Below are 20,075 nucleotides of genomic sequence, written 5' to 3'. Positions count from 1 at the left end.
TCAATGCAAGACCTGGCCTGCGCTATATAACTAGCCCCGTTGCCACAGCGCGTAGTACACCTGTCCGGTTTTTTTCTCCCGGTGCAGGCGCCAGTTGGCAGGCAACTGCAAGGTCGATGGAGCCGCTTCGCTCTCGGTGTATACCCATGCTTGCTCGCTCAGCCACTGGTGCTGTTCAAGCAGATTGCAGGTGTCTGCCAGCAACTGTTGATGGAAGGGTGGATCAAGGAACACCAGGTCGAACTGCTTTTTTGCAGGGCCTTGCAGATAACGCAAGGCATCGGTCTGCAGGATCTGCCCCCGTGGGCAGCGCAGGAGCTCGAGGTTGTTCTTGAGGTTGGCGATGGCCGCAGGATTGCTGTCCAGCGCCACGGCATCCTCAGCCCCGCGAGACAGGGCCTCCAGCACCAAGGCTCCGCTGCCGGTGAAGGCATCGAGCACGTGCGCGCCCTCGATGTAGGGTGCCAGCCAGTTGAAAACCGTCTCGCGTACCCGGTCAGGCGTAGGGCGCAAGCCCTCGCCGTCGGGCACGGCCAGGCGACGGCTGCGCCATTGGCCCGCGATGATACGCAGGTGGCCCTGGCCCTTGCTCTGGCCCGGTTGCTGGCGAGCGGGAGGGTTGGATCTTGGCATTAGTGCTCCGGTACCCCGAGCGGTTGCCCGGAGGGTTTATCAGTGGGGGCTGGCAGTGGCTTCTGCGGCACCTTCGGGCCAACCGTGACGATGACCAGCTTGTCGGCAGACAGGTGCTTGTTCATGGCGTCTTTAACCTGTTCGACGGTCAGGGCCTGGGACTGCTGCATGAAATCTTCCAGCCAGCTCAATGGCAGGTTGTAGAAGCCGATGGCGCCCAGTTGGCCGACAATGCTGGCATTGCTGGCATTGGAGAGCGGGAAGCTTCCGGCCAGCTCGCGCTTGGCATCGTCCAGTTCTTGCTGGGTAGGACCGCTGCGCAGGTAGTCGGCCAGAATACCCTGAACCAGCTTCAATGTCCCTTCGCTGAGCTCGGCGCGGGTTTGCAGGTTGATCATGAACGGGCCGCGCACTTGCATTGGGCTGAAGGCCGAATAGACACCGTAGGTCAGGCCGCGCTTTTCCCGCACCTCGCTCATCAGCCGCGTCCCGAACGCGCCGCCACCCAGGATCTGATTGCCCAGTGACAGGGCTGGCCAATCCTTGTCCTGGCGATCGATACCCAGCTCTGCGAGCATCAGGTGGGTCTGCTGAGACGGAAACTCGATGTGGGTGAAGCCTGCCTTGGGCTCCGTCGGTTGGGCTGGAGCAGGCAAGGCCGGGCCTTTGGGCAGACCGGCTGAAACCTGCGCGGCAATTGCCTCGGCTTCGCTGCGGTTCAGGTCACCCACCAGTGCGATGACGGCATTGCCAGGCGTGTAGGCCTTGGCGTGAAACGCTCGCAACTGCTCCAGGGTAATGCCAGTGATGCTTTGCGGTGTTCCATCGCTGGGATGCGCATAAGGGTGTTCGCCGTACAGGTTGGCGAACAGCGTCTTGCCTGCGAGCTTGCCGGGGTTCTGCTTGTCGTATTCGAAGCCGGCCAGCATCTGGTTCTTGAGCCGTTTGAGCGCATCCTCCGGGAAGGTGGGCTTGCCTGTGACTTCGGTAAACAGCTTCAAGGCCTGGTCGCGCTTGTCCTTGGCACTGAGGCTACGTAGCGAGGCGACGGCCATGTCGCGGTACGAGCCGTTACCGAAATCTGCGCCCAGGCCCTCGAAGCCCTGGGCGATGGCCGTCACATCCTTGCCCTGTACGCCTTCGTTGAGCATGGCGTTGGTCAGCGCCGCCAGGCCTGGTGTGTCACCGTCCTGGCTGCTGCCGGCAGCGAAGGTCACGCGCAGGTCGAACATCGGAAGCTCGCGGGCCTCGACGAACAGCACCCGCGCGCCTTCAGCCGTGTTCCAGTGCTGGATGTTCAACTGGCGGGTGGTGGGCGCCTTGCCATCAAGCTCGGCCAGGGACTGTAGAGTGTTGGCCTGCCGGGCTTGTGCATTGCCAGCCTTGGCAGCGTCCTGGGCCAGTGCCGGTACGGCCAGCGCAGCCGTCAATGCCCAGGTACAGATACCCGTAGCCAGCCAGTGGGGGCGGTGCAAGCGACGGTCACTCATGAGCGGACTCCTCGGGCAGAACATGGGCAACGCTCAGGCGTTCGCGGGTGAAATAGGTACGGGCAGCTTGCTGGATGTCCTGAGGGGTAACGCGCTTGAGTTCGTCCAGCTCGCTGTCGATCAGCTTCCAAGACAGCCCGACGGTTTCCAGCTGGCCGATGGTGGTTGCCTGACTGCTGATTGAGTCGCGGTCATACACCAGCCCGGCGATGACCTGGGCGCGCACGCGCTCGAGCTCTTCTGCCGTGGGCGGAGTAGTCTTGAGTTCATCCAGCAGTTGCCAGATGCCCTTTTCTACGTCTGCCAGGGTTTTTTGCTTCTGCACGTTGGGTGTGGCTGAAATGAGGAACAGGCTGTCGCCGCGCGTGAAGGCGTTGTAGCTGGACGAGGCGCCGGCCACCAGTTCCTGCCCGCGCTCCAGTCGTGCGGGCATGCGTGCGCTGTAGCCGCCGTCGAGCAAGGCCGAGATCAGACGTAAGGCATGCACCGTGCGAGGATCCTTGGCCGTGGGCAGGCCGGGTACGTTGAAGCCGTAGATCAGGCTTGGCAGCTGGGTGCGCACGTGCAGGGTCAACTGACGCTGGCCGGGCTCAGCCAGCTCCAGCGGCAGCTTGGCCGCAGGTGTGTCCCGGCGAGGGATAGCGCCGAAGTACTTCTGGGCCAGGCCCTTGACTTCCTCGGCGGTGACATCGCCCACCACCACGAGCGTGGCGTTGTTGGGCGCGTACCAGGAGGTGTACCAGTGGCGCAGCTCCTCGACCTTCATGCGCTCCAGGTCGGCCATCCAGCCGATGGTCGGGGTGTGGTAGCCACTGGCCGGGTAGGCCATGGCCCGAAACAGCTCGAACGCCTTGGCATTGGGCTGGTCATCGGTGCGCAGGCGGCGCTCTTCCTTGATGACCTCGATTTCACGGCTGAACTCGTCGGCTGGCAGACGCAGGCTGGCCAGCCGATCGGCCTCCAGCTCGAAGGCAACCGGCAAGCGATCACGCGCCAGCACTTGGTAGTAGGCGGTGTAGTCGTCGCTGGTGAACGCGTTCTCTTCGGCGCCCAGGTCCCGCAGGATACGCGAGGCTTCGCCGGGGCCGACCTTGGCACTGCCCTTGAACATCATGTGCTCGAGCGCATGGGAAAGGCCGGTCTGGCCAGGCGTCTCGTAGCTGGAGCCGACCTTGTACCAGATTTGCGAGACCACCACTGGCGCGCGATGGTCTTCGCGCACGACCACTTTGAGGCCGTTATCCAGGATGAATTCGTGGGTGGGTTGCACATCGGCGGCGAAGGCCGCAAGCGGGAGGCACAGCGTGCCGAGCAACAGGCCAGCGGCGCGGCGGGCTAGAGCATTCATACGGTGTTTAACCTGTTCGGCGGCCCGCTGGGTTTAGCGTCGGCAGGCCAGGAGGTGCTAGGATACTGATCCGGTTGCCTGGCGACCATGCCTGTCGCCGTTCTGGCCTGCAGGACATCAAGACAAAACGTTGCGCATGAACCAGCCGGCTTCTAGATAGTCTGTTCTGCGTAGAAAGAATTCCTGATGCGCCCTAGCGGGCCATCGCTACCCTGAGATAGCCGTCTTCCATGTTTGGTTCCAACGACGACAAAAAAGCGCCGGCCGAGGCTGGCGAGAAGAAAGGCCTGTTCGGCTGGTTCCGCAAGAAGCCGCAGCCACCTGCGCAAGCGGACGTGCCGGCGGAAAAATCCCCAGCTGTCGAAGCGCCCGCACTAGCTGATTCCGAGCGAGCGGAGGTGCCTGCGCCGCTGGACGAGCACGCCGCTGCGGCCCCGGTCGTTGCGCCGCGTGCGGAGCCTATACCCCCTGCTCCCGTGACGGCTGAGCCCTTGCCAGAGGTCGCCGTGCCCGAGGCACCGGCGCCGGTAGTCGATCCTGCACCGCACGTGCCCGCGCCTGTTCAAGCGGTCGCGCCTGAAGCCGAAATCCCTGCCCCCGTGAGCAACCTGGTGCTGCCGGTTGCAGAAGAACCCGTGGCGCTGGTGCCCGATCTGCAAGCCAAGGCGCCACCGGTCATTCCGGATCGCCCGGCGCCTGCGCCAGCGGTCCAGCCCATTGCAGAGCCGCCCAAGGTCGATCTGCACGTCGAGGCCGAGGCTGCCCCGCCCGTCGAGGCCGCCCAGGCCGAGCCTGTGAAAGCAGGCTTTTTCGCCCGCCTCAAGCAGGGATTGTCGAAAACCAGCGCCAGCATTGGCGAAGGCATGGCCAGCCTGTTCCTGGGCAAGAAAGTCATCGACGACGACTTGCTCGACGAGATCGAGACTCGCCTGCTGACCGCCGACGTCGGGGTGGAGGCCACGTCCACCATCGTTCAGAACCTGACGCAGAAGGTGGCTCGCAAGCAGCTGGCCGACGCCGATGCGCTGTACAAGTCCTTGCAGGAAGAACTGGCCGCGTTGCTCAGGCCTGTCGAGCAGCCGCTGGTCGTGGCGGCGCAGAACAAGCCTTATGTGATCCTGGTGGTAGGCGTCAATGGCGCTGGCAAGACCACCACCATCGGCAAGCTGGCCAAGAAGCTGCAAATGGAAGGCAAGAAAGTGATGCTCGCTGCAGGCGACACCTTCCGGGCCGCGGCGGTCGAGCAATTGCAGGTGTGGGGTGAGCGTAACCGCATCCCGGTGATCGCGCAGCACACCGGCGCCGACTCCGCCTCGGTGATCTTCGACGCGGTGCAGGCAGCCAAGGCCAGGGGCGTGGATGTGCTGATCGCCGATACCGCCGGGCGCCTGCACACCAAGGACAACCTGATGGAGGAGCTGAAGAAGGTCCGTCGCGTCATTGGCAAGCTCGATCCCGATGCACCGCACGAAGTGCTGCTGGTGCTCGACGCCGGTACTGGCCAGAACGCCATCAGCCAGGCCAAGTATTTCCACCAGAGCGTGGAGCTGACCGGCCTTGCGCTCACCAAGCTCGACGGTACCGCCAAGGGGGGTGTCATCTTCGCCTTGGCCAAGCAATTCAAGCTGCCTATCCGGTTCATCGGTGTTGGTGAAGGGATCGATGACCTGCGCACCTTCGAGGCCGAGCCGTTCGTCAAGGCCCTGTTCGCCGAGCGAGACTGACCATGATTCGATTCGAACAGGTTGCCAAGCGCTACCCCAACGGCCACGTGGGGCTGCACGAGCTGAGTTTCCGGGCGCGTCGGGGCGAATTCCTGTTCGTCACCGGGCACTCGGGCGCAGGTAAAAGTACGCTGCTGCGCCTGCTGCTGGCCATGGAGCGTCCTACCAGCGGCAAACTGATGCTGGCCGGGCAGGACCTGGGCCAGATCAGCAATTCGCAGATCCCGTTTCTGCGCCGCCAGATAGGCGTGGTGTTCCAGAACCACCAGTTGCTGTTCGACCGCACGGTCTTCAACAACATTGCCTTGCCCCTGCAGATACTGGGCTTGTCCAAGGCCGAGATCGCCAAGCGCGTGGACTCGGCGCTGGAGCGGGTGTCTCTGGTCGACAAAGGCGAGCTGTACCCTGCCGACCTGTCGACCGGCCAGCAGCAGCGCGTGGGTATCGCCCGCGCCATTGTGCACCAGCCAGCCCTGCTGCTGGCCGACGAGCCAACGGGTAACCTGGACCCGCGCCTGGCTGCGGAAATCATGGGGGTGTTCGAGGACATCAACCGATTGGGCACAACGGTCTTGATCGCCAGCCACGACCTGGCCCTGATCGCGCGCATGCGTCACCGCATGCTCACCTTGCAGCGCGGGCGTCTGATCGGCGACGGGGAGGCCGGACAATGAGTACGACACGATCACCGAAAGTCTCCGAGCGCGTCGCGCCTAAACCTGCCGACCCACAGCCTGCGAAGAAACGTGGCGCAGGCTCCGACGATGACGGTCCGGACCTGCGATCGCTCATGCATGCCTGGCTCGAGAGCCATCGCGCCAGCCTGGCGGATAGCTTACGGCGACTGGGCAAGCAGCCCATTGGCAGCTTCTTCACGTGCATGGTGATGGCCGTGGCGCTGAGCATGCCCATGGGGCTGTCGTTGTTGCTCAAGAACATCGAGCAGTTGGGCGGGTCCTGGCAGCGCGCCGCGCAGATATCCCTGTACCTCAAGCTCGATGCCAGCAGCCGTGACGGCGAGGCGTTGCGCGATGAAATCAAGGGCATGCCTGGCGTAGCAGAGGCGCAGTATGTCAGTCGCGAGCAGGCGCTGCAGGAGTTCCAGCAGCAATCGGGCCTGGGCGAGGCGCTGCGTGAGTTGCCCGACAACCCACTGCCCGGCGTGGTCGTGGTGACCCCGACCGAAGTCGACAAGCCGGCCTTGGAAGCGTTGCGTCAGCGCCTGTCGGAGTTGCCGCGCGTCGATGTAGCGCAGCTGGACCTGGTGTGGGTCGAGCGGCTGGCGGCCATCCTCAAGCTTGGGGACCGGTTCGTTTTCGGGCTGGCCGTCATGCTCATTTCTGCGCTGCTTTTAGTAATTGGCAACACAATTCGTCTACATATCGAGAACCGCCGTGTCGAGATCGAAGTGATCAAGCTGGTGGGGGGCACCGATGCGTACGTACGCCGGCCTTTCCTGTACATGGGGGCCTTGTACGGCCTGGGCGCGGGCCTGTTGGCCTGGGCCATCCTGGCGTTTGGCCTAGGGTGGCTGAACGAGGCCGTGGTGAGCCTGTCCGGTCTGTATGGCAGCGATTTCGCCTTGGGTGGCGTACCTGCCTCCGATGGTCTGTCGCTCTTGATCGGAGCGGTGCTGTTGGGGTATATCGGTGCATGGATTGCAGTCGCCCGCCACTTGAACGAGCTGGCGCCGCGATAGTTTTTATTGGCCAGCATTGGCCTGGGCGTGCCCGTTGGAACTTGTACCTGGGCCCCAGGTCTATGTAGGCAGCGCCTGAAAAGCGCGAGTTCAGTAAGTCGGAGGTTCTTGAATGACCACATCGTTGCAACCTGCGTATGCCCTGGTCCCCGGTGCAAACCTGGAGTCCTACGTGCATACGGTCAACAGCATCCCGCTGCTGACTGTCGAGCAGGAGCGTGATCTGGCTGAGCGTCTCTATTACGAGCAGGACCTCGAAGCTGCTCGGCAGATGGTAATGGCCCACCTGCGGTTCGTCGTGCATATCGCCCGTAGCTATGCCGGTTATGGGCTGGCCCAGGCCGACCTGATCCAGGAAGGCAACGTTGGCCTGATGAAGGCCGTCAAGCGCTTCAACCCTGAAATGGGCGTGCGCCTGGTGTCGTTCGCCGTGCACTGGATCAAGGCCGAGATTCACGAGTTCATCCTGCGCAACTGGCGTATCGTCAAGGTGGCGACCACCAAGGCCCAGCGCAAGCTGTTCTTCAACCTGCGCAGCCAGAAAAAGCGTCTGGCCTGGTTGAATAACGACGAAGTGCACCGGGTTGCCGAAAGCCTGGGGGTCGAGCCTCGTGAAGTCCGCGAGATGGAAAGCCGTCTGAGCGGTCACGACATGGCGTTCGATCCGGCAGCCGAAGCCGATGACGACAGTGCCTTCCAGTCGCCTGCGCATTACCTGGAAGACCACCGTTACGACCCGGCAGTACAGCTTGAAGATGCAGACTGGAGCGACAACTCCACCAGCAACCTTCATGAGGCCTTGCAGGGTCTGGATGACCGTAGCCGGGATATTCTGTACCAGCGCTGGTTGGCCGAAGAGAAAGCTACCCTGCATGAGCTGGCCGAGAAATACAGCGTGTCGGCCGAGCGTATTCGCCAGTTGGAGAAGAACGCGATGAACAAGGTCAAGGCCTTGATCGCAGCCTGATCGTTCTCTGTTCGACAAGAAAGCCGCTGCCCCGCAAAGGAACAGCGGCTTTTTCATGTCTGCCCTGTACGCGGTGCCAGGCTCAGGGCCTGCGTGATGTGTCCAATTGCATCAAGTAGCTTGGCCCACCCAGCTGGCTCATCTGGCGGCGAATCCAGCCAGCACGGCTGGCCACGTAGGTGCTTGGCTTCCCAGCATTCCACTTGAGAGGGCTGGGCAGCACCGCGGCCAGTTGCGCGGCTTGTTGCCGGCTGAGTCGACTGGCCTCCACACCAAAGTGATGGCGAGCGGCTGCCTGGGCGCCGAACACACCCTGGCCCCACTCGGCACTGTTCAGGTAGACCTCAAGAATGCGCTGCTTGGTCCAGAACAGCTCGATCAAGCCGGTGAACCATGCTTCCAGCCCCTTGCGCAGCCAGCTGCGCCCCGGCCACAGGAACAGATTCTTGGCCACCTGTTGGGTCAGGGTGCTGGCCCCGCGCACGCTACCGCCACGCTCGTTGAAAGCCAGGGCTGCCTGGATGGCGGGTATGTCGAACCCCCAATGGCTGGCGAACTTCTGGTCTTCGCCAGCGATGACCGCCACCTTGAGGTCATCGGAGATATGGTCCCAACCCACCCATTCGCGCTGCAGATCAATCGGTTCGCCGCTCACCCACGATTGCACCTTGCGCTCGAGCATCAACGCCGTACCGGGCGGGGGCACCCAGCGAAACACCAAAACCAGCACGATACTGACGGCAGCAAACCAGAGCAGGGCGCGCAGAAGACGTCGGAGAAGGTTTCGCAGCATAGGGTGGCTTGGCCGGACGTTTGGGAAGGGCCATTATACAGACCCGATTGGAGGAGTCGTCTCATGCTTCGCAGCTTCCTGATGCTTGCCGCTTTTTTCGGCTTTACCGGCGTGGCCCTGGGCGCCTTTGCAGCCCACGGCCTGAAAAATCGACTCAGCGCTGACTACCTGGCTATCTTCCACACCGGTGTCACCTACCAACTGGTTCACGCGCTGGCGCTGTTTGGCGTGGCATTGCTGGCGGTCCATCTGCCTGGTCGGCTGGTGGGTTGGGCGGGTTATCTGTTCGTGCTGGGTATCGTGCTGTTCTCCGGCAGCCTGTATCTGCTGACGCTGACCGGCATCAGCAAGCTGGGCATGATCACGCCCATCGGTGGCCTGTGCTTCCTGGCAGGGTGGCTTTGCCTTGGGCTCGCCGCGTGGCGACTGGGCTGACTGCCCAGTCCACATTAACGACTAATGGCGTGCGGTGGCCTTGGGTTGCGCGGCCTTTCGGCGCTAGAATGCGGGCCCCAAAGAACAATGGTGGCCGTGAGCATGCGTATCCAACTGAACGGTGAACCCTACGAATTGCCTGCTGGCGAAAGCGTCGCCGGGCTACTGGCACGCCTTGAGCTGGCTGGCCGCCGCGTGGCGGTAGAGCTGAATCAGGACATCGTGCCGCGCAGTCAGCATGTCACCACCGCGCTGAGCGATGGCGACCAGGTCGAAGTGGTGCACGCGATTGGCGGCGGCTGACCGCTGTCGGCAACCCAACGGCAGGCCCCGCAACCTTTTCCCGAGGAACAACGATGAGCAACGTTCGCAGCGACAAGCCCTTCACCCTGGCCGGGCGTACCTTCCAGTCGCGCCTGCTGGTAGGCACCGGCAAGTACCGTGACATGGAGCAAACCCGCCAGGCCATCGAGGCCTCGGGTGCCGAGATCGTGACTGTCGCGGTGCGCCGCACGAACATTGGTCAGAACCCGGGCGAGCCGAACCTGCTGGACGTACTGCCACCGGACCGCTACACCATTCTGCCCAATACTGCCGGCTGCTATGACGCCGTCGAAGCGGTGCGTACCTGCCGCCTGGCCCGGGAGCTGCTCGATGGGCATAACCTGGTCAAGCTGGAAGTGCTGGCCGACCAGAAAACCCTGTTCCCCAACGTAATCGAAACCCTCAAGGCCGCCGAGGTGCTCGTCAAGGATGGCTTCGACGTGATGGTCTACACCAGCGACGACCCGATCATCGCCCGCCAACTGGCCGAAGCCGGCTGTATCGCCGTCATGCCCCTGGCTGGCCTGATCGGTACAGGGCTTGGCATCTGCAACCCCTACAACCTGCAGATCATCCTCGAAGAATCCAAAGTACCGGTGCTGGTGGATGCTGGCGTAGGCACTGCCTCCGACGCCACCATCGCCATGGAAATGGGCTGCGAGGCGGTGCTGATGAACTCGGCCATCGCCCATGCCCAGCAACCGGTATTGATGGCCGAGGCCATGAAGCACGCCATCGTGGCGGGTCGCATGGCGTACCTGGCCGGTCGCATGCCCAAGAAACTCTATGCCAGCGCCTCTTCGCCGCTGGATGGTCTGATCAAGTAAGAGCCCCTGATGACTGATTCGCAAGATCTGCCGAACGCCGCCGACGGCGACGCCCGCCCAAAACGCCGCATCAAGAGCTTCGTGATGCGTGCCGGGCGCATGACCGAAGGCCAGCAGCGCGGCCTGGACCAGGGTGGGCCGCTGTACATCCTGCCGCTGGCGGACAGCCCGGTCGACTACGACCAGGTCTTCGGCCGCTCGGCACCGCGCACGCTGGAAATCGGCTTCGGCATGGGTCATTCCCTTCTGGAAATGGCCGCCGCTGCGCCTGAGCAGGACTTCATCGGTGTCGAGGTCCATCGCCCAGGCGTAGGGGCGCTGCTCAATGGCGTGCTCACCCAAGGGCTGACCAACTTGCGGGTATACGATTGCGATGCCATCGAGGTATTGAACCGTTGCGTGGCCGACGACAGCCTTGACCGCCTGATGCTGTTCTTCCCTGACCCTTGGCACAAGGCGCGCCACCACAAGCGCCGCATTGTCCAGCTGGCGTTCGCCGAGTTGGTACGGCGCAAGCTCAAGCCCGGCGGCGTGTTTCACATGGCCACGGATTGGGAACCCTATGCCGAGTACATGCTGGAAGTGATGAATGCAGCCCCTGGCTATCGCAATCAAGCAGCGGACGGTACCTACGTGCCGCGCCCGACCGAGCGGCCGATCACCAAGTTCGAACGCCGCGGCGAGCGCTTGGGCCATGGTGTCTGGGACCTGAAATTCGAAAAGACCGCGTGACCCGCTAAGCCTGACGCTGTGCGGATGGACAAAAAGCTGCCTTGCAAGCGCTAGTATTTGGGGCCACGGCGCGGCCCCAGCGATCTTGATGAACAGCATCATTCTGCAAGGTCGGTTTTTGAGTGCCGACAACCACGGGGGCTAACGCCAGGGCGTTACGTAAAAGGCGGCCGGACTGCTACAGCTTCAGCCGCGACGGTCCGCCACCACGCCGATCAGCGCCAGGACCACCAGCAGCACAGGCGCCAACGCGTAGTTGTTGAACTGGCTCAGCCCCTTCAAAACCCAGGGTGTGGCGTAGATCAAGGCCGCGCCGCTGCCGATCATCACCAGCAATGCCATCAGCGGCACCCGCAGGGCCCCTGTCAGCCCGCCCAGGCGCTGCTCGGCCCAGGCCTTGATGTCCGTCCCGAACAGCACCAGCAGACAGCCTACCAACGCCAGAGAAATCTCCGACAAGTTGCTGCGGCTCCAGCGGGAAATCGTCGCGAGCAGGTCGAGTACCAGATCCATGGGTCATCCTTAGGTCAAGAAATACTGCAGCAAGTCATTGAGGAACAGTTGGCCCCTGGGCGTTGCCACCAGTCGATCCGGTTCGACCTGCAAAAGCCCCCTTTGTTCTGCCAGGCGACGGGCTTGGGCGAGCCGTGCGAGCGGCAACCCGGTGCGGTCGGTGAACAGCTGCGCTTCCACACCCTGGGTCAGGCGCAGCGCGTTCATCAGGAACTCGAAGGGCAGCTCGTCCTCGGGCAACTGTTTTTCGCCGGCCTTGAACGGTTTGGCCAGGTTCAGGTAGTCCTTGGGCAGCCGGGTTTTCCAGGTGCGTACGATACGGCCGTCCGCATAGGTGAGCTTGCCATGGGCCCCGGCACCAATGCCGATGAAGTCTCCGAAGCGCCAGTAGTTGAGGTTGTGGCGGGCAGCGCGCTCGGGCTGAGCGTAGGCAGACACCTCGTACTGGCCGAACCCATTGGCCGCCATCAGGCCCTGGCCGGCTTCCTGGATGTCCCAGAGGATATCGTCCTCGGGCAGCTCGGGCGGCTGGTTCCAGAATACGGTGTTGGGCTCTACCGTCAGTTGATACCAGGACAGGTGCGTGGGCCCGAGCTCGATTGCCTGACGCAGATCGCCCAGGGCGTCGTCCATCGATTGGTCGGGCAAGCCATGCATCAGGTCCATGTTGAAGTTGTCGAAGCCTGCGGCCCTTGCCATGCCAGCAGCGCGGATCGCCTCCTCGCCGTTGTGGATGCGGCCCAGCGCTTGCAGCTTGGCGGGTTGGAAACTCTGCACGCCAATGGACAGGCGGTTGATGCCGGTCTGGCGATAGGCCTTGAACTTGTCCTGTTCGAACGTTCCCGGGTTGGCTTCCAGGGTGATCTCAATGTCCGAAGCGAATGGGATGCGTTGCTCGACGCCGCGCAGCAACCGGCCCAGGGCATCGGCACTGAACAGGCTTGGTGTGCCACCACCGAAGAAGATCGAGGTGATGACGCGGCCCTGGACTGCGGCCAGTTCCTGGTCAAGGTCGGTCAGCAGCGCCGCAACGTAGGCCGCTTCGGGCAGCTCAGGCCCCGCGGCATGGGAGTTGAAGTCGCAGTAGGGGCATTTGCGCACGCACCACGGGATGTGGATGTACAACGCCAACGGCGGCAACTGGCTGATGCCCGGCGCCTGGATGAGCGACGACGTCAGGGTCATGCCAGGCCCAGACGTTGACGCAGCAGTGCCATGGCGCGGGCACGGTGGCTGATCTGATTCTTGTCAGCCGGGGTCAGGTCGGCGCTTGAGCAATCACGTTCTGGCACCCAGAACAGTGGGTCGTAGCCAAACCCGTGTTCGCCGCTTGCCTTGAGCAGGATGCGACCATGCCACAGGCCTTCGCACAGGATTGGCAACGGATCATCGGCGTGCCGTACCAGCGCCAATACACAGACGAACTGCGCACCGCGCTCGGCCTCGGGTACGTGCTTCAGTGCGTCGAGCAACTTGGCGTTGTTGGCGGCATCGCCTTGGCCGTCGGCATAACGCGCTGAGTAGATGCCAGGTGCACCTCCCAGGTAATCCACGGCCAGACCGGAATCGTCCGCCAAGGCGGGCAGCCCGGAAATGCGCGCGGCATTGCGGGCTTTCAAGATGGCGTTCTCAACGAACGAGAGGCCGGTTTCTTCCGGCTCGACCTGGCTGAATTCGCCAATCGATCGCAATTGCACGGATTGACCGAGCATCGCCTGCAGTTCCTTGAGTTTGCCGGCGTTATGGCTGGCCAATACGAGTTGCTGGAAATTCATCATTCGCCTGGGAAAACGTCCTGGTTGAAGCTGAAGGAGTGACTGACACCACCGGCTTGGACACCTAGCTCGAAGACGACGGTCTCAGGGTGTTCGATCTTGAATTGGGCGACGTAAGACGCGGTGCCGTGGTCGGTGACCTGCTTGAAGGCCAGGGGCTGCTTGCGCCCGGTCAGGTCCTTGACCGCGCCGCTGACCACGGCCGTGATGGGTTTGCCGGCTCTGAGTACGGTGAGGCTGAGCACGCCCTGGTGACGGCTGCGGACCAGGCCTGTGGCCGCTGCGACCTGCGGGGTGAGCATGCTTGAGGTAAACGCGCCGTAGTGCACCGTGATATCGCCAAATACCTCTTTGCGAGCAGCGCGTGCAGTATCGGCTGCCAGTGCTGGCATTGCCAGACACAGGCTGATCAAAAGCAGGGCAAGGCGACGCATGGTGCAGATTCTCCTGGGTCAGACCGCGAGTTGATGTGCCTGCGGGCCGGGGCTGCTGACGCGGTAGATACCGATTTCGCCCAGAAGGTTAGGCCACAGCCGGCCGCCCAGACCGTTGCGGTGCATATGATCCACCGCCAGCCGGTCCAGCACCTTGGCCTTGCGCTCGTGGACCAGCTCTTCGAAGTCGGCGAAGGTGCAGAAGTGGATGTTAGGGGTGTTGTACCAGGTGTACGGCATGAAGTCCGAGACGGGCATGCGGCCTTTGGTCGCCAGGTACCACCGGCAGCGCCAGTGACCGAAGTTGGGGAAGGTGATGATGCACTGGCGACCGACGCGCAGCATTTCGTCCAGGATGCGGTCGGGGTACTCCACCGCCTGCAAGGCCTGGGTCATGATCACCACATCGAAACTGTCGCTGGCGAAATTGCCCAGGCCTTTGTCCAGGTCCTGCTCGATGACGTTCACGCCCTTGGCCACGCAGGCGGCGATATTGTCCCCGTCGATTTCGAGGCCGTAGCCGGTGACCTGCTTGCGGTCGCGCAGCGAAGCCAGCAGCTCGCCGGTACCACAGCCCAGGTCCAGTACCCGGCTGCCGGCGGGAATCCAGTCGTGGATGATTTCCAGATCGGCTCTCATGCTGTCCTCAGAGGGTAATGCGGTTCATGTAGTTCGAGAAACCCTGCATGTAGCGAGGCGTGGGAATCAGGAAGGCATCGTGGCCGTAGGGCGAGTCGATTTCCAGGTAGCAGACGTTCTTGCGCGCCGCCATCAGAGCATCGACGATTTCCCGCGAGCGGGCCGGCGAGAAGCGCCAGTCGGTAGTGAACGACATGATGCAGTAGTTGGCCTTGACATGGGCCAGGGTCGCGGCCAGATCGCCATTGTGCGCCGCCGCCGGGTCGAAGTAGTCCAGTGCCTTGGTCATCAGCAGGTACGTGTTGGCATCGAAGCGCCCGGAGAATTCTTCGCCCTGGTAGCGCAGGTAGCTTTCGACCTGGAACTCCACACTGTGGAAGTCGTAGTTGAGCTTGTCACTCTTGAGCTCGCGGCCGAATTTCTCACCCATCGAGTCATCCGACAGGTAGGTGATATGCCCGACCATGCGTGCCAGCATCAAGCCCCGCTTGGGAATCACGCCCTGATCCTGGAACGAGCCGCCATGGAACTCGGGGTCGGTGAGAATGGCCTGGCGCGCCACCTCGTTGAACGCGATGTTCTGCGCGGACAGCTTGGGCGCCGAGGCGATATCGATACAGTGGCGCACGCGCTCGGGATAGCTGATGGTCCATTGCAGCGCTTGCATGCCGCCCAGGCTGCCACCCACCACGGCGGCCCACTGCGCGATGCCCAGGCGCTCTGCCAGGCGGACCTGGCTGTGAACCCAGTCTTCGACGGTCAGGATTGGGAAGTCGGCGCCATAGGCCTTGCCAGTGGCCGGGTTGATGCTGCTTGGCCCGGTGCTGCCATTGCAGCCGCCCAGGTTGTTCAGGCTGACCACGAAGAAGCGGTTGGTGTCGATGGGCTTGCCTGGGCCGATGCAGCTGTCCCACCAACCCGGCTTGCGGTCAGTGGCAGCGTGGTAGCCCGCGGCATGGTGGTGCCCAGACAGGGCATGGCAGATCAGTACTGCATTGCTCGCGCTGGCGTTCAGCGTGCCATAGGTTTCGTAGACCAGCTCGTAGCTGCTCAGCGAACGGCCGCAGGCCAGAGCCAGCGGCTCGTCGAACCGGGCGGTCTGGGGTACGACCAGACCGACGGAATCTTCTGGAAAGACAGTGGACATCGACCCTGCTCACGCTTGACGGAGGCGTAAGTCTAAAGAGCACCACCCCCAGCGGCAAGCGCAGGCTTGTCGCCAGGGTGCTGCCGGGTCAGATCATCCGCCACAGCTCCTGCGGCATGCCAGCGTAGGCAGCCAGTGGTGGCATGACGAACGACTGGATGACCTGAATGGCCAGGAACGCAAAAATCGGCGAAATATCCAAGCCCCCCAGGTTTGGCACGATACGGCGGAACGGCGCCAGCACCGGCTCGCTGATCTGATACGCAAGCTCGGCCGCCGGGTTGTGACTGTTGGGCGCTATCCAGGAAACGATCACCATGACGATCATTGCCACCCAGAAGATTTTCAGGAACAGCGAGGTGATGCCGATAATGGCCCACAACAGCAGGTGCAGCACATCACCGAAGGTGCCGTAGGTCACCATCAGCACGAACCCCATCAGCAGGGCCTGGATGAGCACGGCCAGCAGCAGCGATGAGGTATCCAGCCCGGCGATGCTGGGTACGATCCGGCGGATCGGCTTGAGCAGCGGTTGGGTCGCGCGCACCGTGAACTGGCTGAGCGGGTTGTAGAAGTTGGCCTTGACCAGTTGCAGCACAAAGCGCAACAGGACGATCACCAAGTACAGGCTGACCAGTGTTTGCACCACGAAAATCGCGGCGCCGGACAGTGCATTCATTTGAAACTCCTTATTTGCCCAGTTGCTCGGCCAGCTCAGCAGAGCGTGTGGCTGCAGCGTGCAGCGCCTGCTCCACGATGGCCTCGAAACCACTGGCCTGGAACGATTTGATAGCGGCTTCGGTGGTGCCGGCAGGTGATGTCACGCGGCGGCGCAATTCGGCGGCGTCCACATCGCTGGCAACCGCCATGCGGGCGGCGCCCAACGCCGTGTGCAAGGTCAGCTCGGTGGCGGTCTCCCGAGGCAGGCCGAGCTTCTCGCCCGCCGCAGTCATGGCCTCGATCAGCAGGAAGAAATACGCAGGGCCGCTACCGGAGACGGCGGTCACTGCATCCAGTTGCTGCTCCTGTTCGAGCCAGAGCGCCGTCCCTACCGCCGACAACAGTTGCTCGGCCTGCTGGCGTTGCTCGGCCGTGACTTCGGCTGTGGCGTACAGGCCACTGACGCCCTGGCGCAGCAGCGACGGCGTGTTGGGCATGCAGCGCACTATCGGGTGGCTGCCCACCCAGCTCTGCAGGCTGGCGCAGGTGATGCCCGCAGCGATGGACACGATCAGCTGGCCTTCCTTCAGGTCATCGCGCAAGGCCTGGCACACGGTCTTCATCACCTGCGGCTTGACCGCCAGCACGATCACATCGGCGCCTTCGATGGCCTGTGCATTGTGCTCGAAGGTTTCGATGCCCTGTTCGGCCTGGAGGCGAGTACGGGTTTCGGCACCGGGGTCGCTGGCGCGAATGTGCGTCGCCTCCACGCCCTGGGCACGCAGACCACCGATCAGGCTTGCGGCCATGTTGCCGGCGCCGATAAAGGCAATACGTGTCTTGCTCATGTCAGGTCCTTGTTAGGAAAAGTGAGTTAAGCATGTCATCAAGCGTTGCCGTAGTCGCGGGCACCAAACAAGGCGGTGCCGATACGGACCCAGGTCGCGCCTTGAGCAATTGCCGCTTCCAGGTCATGGCTCATGCCCATGGACAGGGTGTCCAGGCCCAGCCCGAGCGCGTCCTGTAACTGGCGCAGCTGGGCGAACGCTGCTTCCTGGGCGTTACGATCATCGGTAGGTTCGGGGATTGCCATCAGCCCACGCAAACGCAGGTTGGGTAGGGCAGCCACGGCCTCCACCAGTGCGGGCAGTTGCGCGGGTGCGCAACCGGCCTTGCTGGCCTCACCGCTGACGTTCACCTGAAGGCAGATGTTGAGCGGCGCCAGGCCAACTGGGCGCTGTTCTGAAAGGCGTTGGGCGATTTTCAGGCGATCCACGGAATGCACCCAGTCGAAATGCTCGGCAATGGCCTTGGTCTTGTTCGACTGAATAGGGCCAATGAAGTGCCAGGTCAGAGGCAGGTCGATGAGTTGCTGTTGTTTAGTCAGCGCCTCTTGTAGGTAGTTTTCCCCGAAATCCTGCACGCCTGCGACGTGGAGTTCGCGTATGGCGGCGGCCGGCTTGGTTTTGCTGACGGCCAGCAACCGGACGTCGGCGGGATTACGCCCGGCAGCCTGGGCACCCCGGTTGATGCGGTCGCGAATCGAGGAAAGGTTGTCTGCTAGGGTGGACATAGATCGAGGCCGGCAGCTGAAGTTTCGCCGCATTTTACCTGGTTGAAGGCAGATGGGGAGTCTCATGGATGTGACAGACCTGCTGGCGCTTGCTTTGAAGGCAGGTGCCAGCGACCTGCACCTGGCTGCAGGCCAGGCGCCGACAGTGCGCGTGCATGGCGTGCTGCAACGCCTGCCCGTGCCGATGGCAACGCCGGATGGATTGATGCGAAGCATGGAAACGTTGCTCGACGCCGACCCGTATCGACAGTGGGTCGCCGGTCACGACCTGGACCTGGCACTGGAGCTGCCCGCGCTTGGGCGGTTTCGCGTGAACCTGTTCAGGCAGATGAACGGCCCTGCGCTCACGTTCCGCTTGATCCCCGCGCGGCTCGCCTGCGCCGAATCGCTCGGCCTGGGCGAGATTGCCCAAACCATTGGCCAATACCGTGACGGTCTGGTGCTCATAGGTGGGCCGACGGGCAGTGGCAAGACGAGCACGTTGGCAGCCCTGCTCGATCAGATGAGCCGCGAGCGCGCGCTGCACATCGTCACCCTCGAGGATCCGATCGAGGTCGTCCATGCCAGCCATCAGGGTGTGGTCAACCAACGTGAGGTCGGCCGAGATTGCTGCAGCTTTGCCCAAGGCCTGCGCAGTGCGTTGCGTCAGGACCCCGACGTGATCGTGCTGGGCGAGTTGAGGGACCTGGAAACCATTCGTCTTGCACTGCGTGCCGCCGAAACAGGTCATCTGGTACTGGCAACCGTTCATACACGCTCAGCGGTGAACAGCATCGACCGGGTAGTAGAGGTATTCCCTGCGCAGGGAAAGGCATGGGTGCGCGCGATGCTGGCAGACTCGCTGCGAGTGGTAGTGGCGCAAGTGCTGGTTGGCCGCCGGGGCGGTGGGAGGGTCGCGGCGCGAGAAGTGCTGGTGGTGACGGATGCTGTCCGCAATCTGATCCGCGAAGGGCGCATGGCCCAGCTCCATTCGGCGATGCAGACCGGCGCGGCAGAGGGTATGCAAACCTTGGACGGGGCCATGAGGCAACTTCGAGCGCGCGGGCTGCTCGCCGAGTGATGCAACCAGGGCCGCTACCCACCACCTAGGGTTGGCAGCGGAGCGGCCCTCCACGGGGTTGCTATGAGGCAGGGTTAACGCTTGGCCAGGCTAAGCTGTTGCTTTTCCTTGGGCAGTACGCGTTTGGCGACCACGTAGTGTTTCTGCCAATAGGGCTTGCTCAAGTTATCGATGCTCACCCGCTTGCCGCGACGCGGCGCATGAATGAAGCGGTCATTGCCCAGGTAGATGGCAACATGGTTGACGCGCCGGCTCTTGATGTTGAAGAAGATCAGGTCGCCCGGCTTGAGATCGCTTTTGGCAACCTTGGTGCCGTGACCGCTGGCCATGGCGCTGGAAGTGCGAGGCAGGTTGACCTCAGCCACGTCGTTGAAGGCGTAGCGAACCAGGCCGCTGCAATCGAACCCTTTTTTCGGGCTGGTACCGCCCCAAACATAAGGGGTGCCGAGCATGTTCACGGCACGATCGAGCACGGCGCTGCTTTGCTTGCTCGAAGCAGCCGCCACCGTCTTGCCACGCGACTTATTGGCAGCGTTGCCAGGGCGGGCGTGCAGGGTGGTCTGTTTGATGGGCGTGCGCTTTACCGATGCGTTGGTGGTGTAACCGGTAAAGCCGTTGGGAAGACGTTGCTCACGGTTGGTGGCGTGGGCGGCCAGGGGCAATAGTAGGCAGAGGGTCAGCCATGTCTTGATCAAAGGCGGCATAGATGAAGCTCTTATGAATAGTTGTGTGTTGGGCGCGCAACTTTATAACAGCTTTTTGATCAAATTTTGATCCGCTGGTCGATTCTTGCTTACCATCCGTCGGCCTTGGCGGAAAAAGTCACAACTTTTTTTAGAAAATTTAATCAGCAACCCACGAGGGCCATGCATGAACACTTATCAACAGGGCGCGCCCTTCCACGACACCCACAGCAAGGTGATCGGCTACTTGCTGTGGATTTTCGGCTTTACCGGCTCGCACCGTTTCTATTACGGCAAGCCCATCACCGGGACGATCTGGTTCTTCACCTTCGGGCTGCTGGGCATTGGCTGGCTCATCGACCTGTTCCTGATCCCGGCCATGGACCGCGAAGCCGACCTGCGTTTCCACTCTGGCCGAATCGACTACAACATCGCCTGGATACTGCTGACCTTCCTGGGCATCTTCGGCCTGCACCGCCTTTATCAAGGCAAGTGGATCACCGCCATCATCTACTTCTGCACGGGCGGGTTGTTCCTGGTGGGCGTTCTGTATGACTTCTGGACGTTGAACGGGCAGGTGTCCGAGCGCAATGCCGGCCAGCGCTGACCGTTAGAAACG

23 protein-coding genes and 1 pseudogene are annotated in these 20,075 nt (G+C 62.6%); 10 read left to right on the top strand and 14 right to left on the bottom strand.

Annotated features, from left to right (window positions below; all coding sequences use genetic code 11):
• Positions 1-30: 30 nt before the first annotated feature.
• Genes rsmD through B2J77_RS19935 form a run of 3 tightly spaced genes read right to left on the bottom strand, consistent with a single transcriptional unit; the run spans position 31 to position 3,471 of the window.
• Entirely contained in the window at positions 31-633 is a 603-nt protein-coding gene (rsmD, locus tag B2J77_RS19945; protein WP_058638137.1) for a 16S rRNA (guanine(966)-N(2))-methyltransferase RsmD, read from the bottom strand.
• The gene (locus B2J77_RS19940) at positions 633-2,123 is read right to left on the bottom strand and encodes a M16 family metallopeptidase (protein ID WP_078479283.1); all 1,491 of its coding nucleotides are present in this window, start codon (positions 2,121-2,123) and stop codon (positions 633-635) included. The genes rsmD and B2J77_RS19940 overlap by 1 nt, the downstream gene beginning before the upstream one ends.
• Complete coding sequence (locus B2J77_RS19935; RefSeq protein WP_058602893.1) at positions 2,116-3,471, bottom strand: M16 family metallopeptidase; 1,356 nt, start codon at positions 3,469-3,471, stop codon at positions 2,116-2,118. Before B2J77_RS19935 ends, B2J77_RS19940 begins: the two co-directional genes overlap by 8 nt.
• 230 nt (positions 3,472-3,701) lie before the next feature.
• Between B2J77_RS19935 and ftsY the strand changes: the two genes are divergently transcribed.
• The 4 genes from ftsY to rpoH all read left to right on the top strand — a co-directional run bounded on the left by ftsY (position 3,702) and on the right by rpoH (position 7,861).
• Positions 3,702-5,195 carry a signal recognition particle-docking protein FtsY gene (gene ftsY, locus B2J77_RS19925; protein WP_078479282.1) on the top strand — a complete coding sequence of 498 codons (1,494 nt, stop codon included), beginning with the start codon at positions 3,702-3,704 and terminating at the stop codon, positions 5,193-5,195.
• Positions 5,196-5,197: 2 nt separating this feature from the next.
• Positions 5,198-5,869 (top strand): cell division ATP-binding protein FtsE, encoded by a 672-nt coding sequence (ftsE, locus tag B2J77_RS19920; protein ID WP_023532835.1) that lies wholly within the window; start codon positions 5,198-5,200, stop codon positions 5,867-5,869.
• A complete protein-coding gene (ftsX, locus tag B2J77_RS19915) occupies positions 5,866-6,894 on the top strand; it encodes a permease-like cell division protein FtsX (RefSeq protein ID WP_058602895.1) in 1,029 nt (342 codons plus the stop codon). Before ftsE ends, ftsX begins: the two co-directional genes overlap by 4 nt.
• A gap of 112 nt (positions 6,895-7,006) precedes the next feature.
• Entirely contained in the window at positions 7,007-7,861 is an 855-nt protein-coding gene (rpoH, locus tag B2J77_RS19910) for an RNA polymerase sigma factor RpoH (RefSeq protein WP_023532728.1), read from the top strand.
• A gap of 82 nt (positions 7,862-7,943) precedes the next feature.
• Here rpoH and mtgA read toward each other — a convergent pair whose 3' ends face one another.
• Positions 7,944-8,654: a monofunctional biosynthetic peptidoglycan transglycosylase gene (gene mtgA, locus B2J77_RS19905; RefSeq protein WP_078479281.1), complete on the bottom strand. Its 711-nt coding sequence runs from the start codon at positions 8,652-8,654 to the stop codon at positions 7,944-7,946.
• 63 nt (positions 8,655-8,717) lie between these two features.
• Between mtgA and B2J77_RS19900 the strand changes: the two genes are divergently transcribed.
• From B2J77_RS19900 to trmB, 4 genes are all read left to right on the top strand, one after another.
• Positions 8,718-9,089, top strand: a complete 372-nt coding sequence (locus B2J77_RS19900; RefSeq protein WP_027913492.1) for a DUF423 domain-containing protein — start codon at positions 8,718-8,720, stop codon at positions 9,087-9,089.
• A gap of 102 nt (positions 9,090-9,191) precedes the next feature.
• Complete coding sequence (gene thiS / locus B2J77_RS19895) at positions 9,192-9,392, top strand: sulfur carrier protein ThiS (protein ID WP_058603078.1); 201 nt, start codon at positions 9,192-9,194, stop codon at positions 9,390-9,392.
• A gap of 53 nt (positions 9,393-9,445) precedes the next feature.
• Positions 9,446-10,240, top strand: coding sequence for a thiazole synthase (locus tag B2J77_RS19890; RefSeq protein ID WP_023532295.1), 795 nt, complete (start codon positions 9,446-9,448; stop codon positions 10,238-10,240).
• Positions 10,241-10,249: 9 nt separating this feature from the next.
• Positions 10,250-10,972 (top strand): tRNA (guanosine(46)-N7)-methyltransferase TrmB, encoded by a 723-nt coding sequence (gene trmB, locus B2J77_RS19885; RefSeq protein WP_078479280.1) that lies wholly within the window; start codon positions 10,250-10,252, stop codon positions 10,970-10,972.
• Positions 10,973-11,158: 186 nt separating this feature from the next.
• Here the strand turns inward: trmB and B2J77_RS19880 are convergent, their stop codons facing one another.
• The 9 genes and pseudogenes from B2J77_RS19880 to B2J77_RS19840 all read right to left on the bottom strand — a co-directional run bounded on the left by B2J77_RS19880 (position 11,159) and on the right by B2J77_RS19840 (position 17,713).
• Positions 11,159-11,485 (bottom strand): DUF3392 domain-containing protein, encoded by a 327-nt coding sequence (locus B2J77_RS19880; protein WP_023532330.1) that lies wholly within the window; start codon positions 11,483-11,485, stop codon positions 11,159-11,161.
• A 9-nt stretch (positions 11,486-11,494) separates the two neighbouring features.
• Positions 11,495-12,631: pseudogene (gene hemW / locus B2J77_RS19875) on the bottom strand (radical SAM family heme chaperone HemW); the annotation flags it as partial.
• A 35-nt stretch (positions 12,632-12,666) separates the two neighbouring features.
• The gene (gene rdgB / locus B2J77_RS19870; RefSeq protein ID WP_058602900.1) at positions 12,667-13,263 is read right to left on the bottom strand and encodes an RdgB/HAM1 family non-canonical purine NTP pyrophosphatase; all 597 of its coding nucleotides are present in this window, start codon (positions 13,261-13,263) and stop codon (positions 12,667-12,669) included.
• Positions 13,260-13,694: a DUF4426 domain-containing protein gene (locus B2J77_RS19865; RefSeq protein WP_078479279.1), complete on the bottom strand. Its 435-nt coding sequence runs from the start codon at positions 13,692-13,694 to the stop codon at positions 13,260-13,262. Before B2J77_RS19865 ends, rdgB begins: the two co-directional genes overlap by 4 nt.
• 18 nt (positions 13,695-13,712) lie before the next feature.
• Positions 13,713-14,333, bottom strand: a complete 621-nt coding sequence (metW, locus tag B2J77_RS19860; protein WP_058638129.1) for a methionine biosynthesis protein MetW — start codon at positions 14,331-14,333, stop codon at positions 13,713-13,715.
• Between the two features lie 7 nt (positions 14,334-14,340).
• A complete protein-coding gene (gene metX, locus B2J77_RS19855; RefSeq protein ID WP_058602903.1) occupies positions 14,341-15,480 on the bottom strand; it encodes a homoserine O-succinyltransferase MetX in 1,140 nt (379 codons plus the stop codon).
• Positions 15,481-15,568: 88 nt separating this feature from the next.
• Positions 15,569-16,159 (bottom strand): YggT family protein, encoded by a 591-nt coding sequence (locus B2J77_RS19850; protein ID WP_058638128.1) that lies wholly within the window; start codon positions 16,157-16,159, stop codon positions 15,569-15,571.
• A gap of 10 nt (positions 16,160-16,169) precedes the next feature.
• The gene (proC, locus tag B2J77_RS19845; protein ID WP_058638127.1) at positions 16,170-16,988 is read right to left on the bottom strand and encodes a pyrroline-5-carboxylate reductase; all 819 of its coding nucleotides are present in this window, start codon (positions 16,986-16,988) and stop codon (positions 16,170-16,172) included.
• Positions 16,989-17,026: 38 nt separating this feature from the next.
• Positions 17,027-17,713, bottom strand: coding sequence for a YggS family pyridoxal phosphate-dependent enzyme (locus B2J77_RS19840; protein ID WP_058638126.1), 687 nt, complete (start codon positions 17,711-17,713; stop codon positions 17,027-17,029).
• A gap of 64 nt (positions 17,714-17,777) precedes the next feature.
• Here B2J77_RS19840 and B2J77_RS19835 point away from each other — a divergent pair, with 64 nt between their 5' ends.
• Positions 17,778-18,773 (top strand): type IV pilus twitching motility protein PilT, encoded by a 996-nt coding sequence (locus B2J77_RS19835; RefSeq protein WP_078479278.1) that lies wholly within the window; start codon positions 17,778-17,780, stop codon positions 18,771-18,773.
• Positions 18,774-18,847: 74 nt separating this feature from the next.
• On the opposite strand, the gene B2J77_RS19830 is transcribed toward B2J77_RS19835, so the two are convergent.
• On the bottom strand, positions 18,848-19,477 hold the full coding sequence (locus tag B2J77_RS19830; RefSeq protein ID WP_058638124.1) for a C40 family peptidase: 630 nt from the start codon (positions 19,475-19,477) through the stop codon (positions 18,848-18,850).
• 166 nt (positions 19,478-19,643) lie between these two features.
• Here B2J77_RS19830 and B2J77_RS19825 point away from each other — a divergent pair, with 166 nt between their 5' ends.
• Positions 19,644-20,063, top strand: coding sequence for an NINE protein (locus tag B2J77_RS19825; protein WP_023532338.1), 420 nt, complete (start codon positions 19,644-19,646; stop codon positions 20,061-20,063).
• Positions 20,064-20,075 lie beyond the last annotated feature (12 nt).

The organism is Pseudomonas parafulva, from assembly GCF_002021815.1.
GTDB lineage: Bacteria > Pseudomonadota > Gammaproteobacteria > Pseudomonadales > Pseudomonadaceae > Aquipseudomonas > Aquipseudomonas parafulva_B.
Note: the sequence above shows the minus strand (reverse complement) of the source record. Positions and strands in the feature narration are given on the sequence as shown.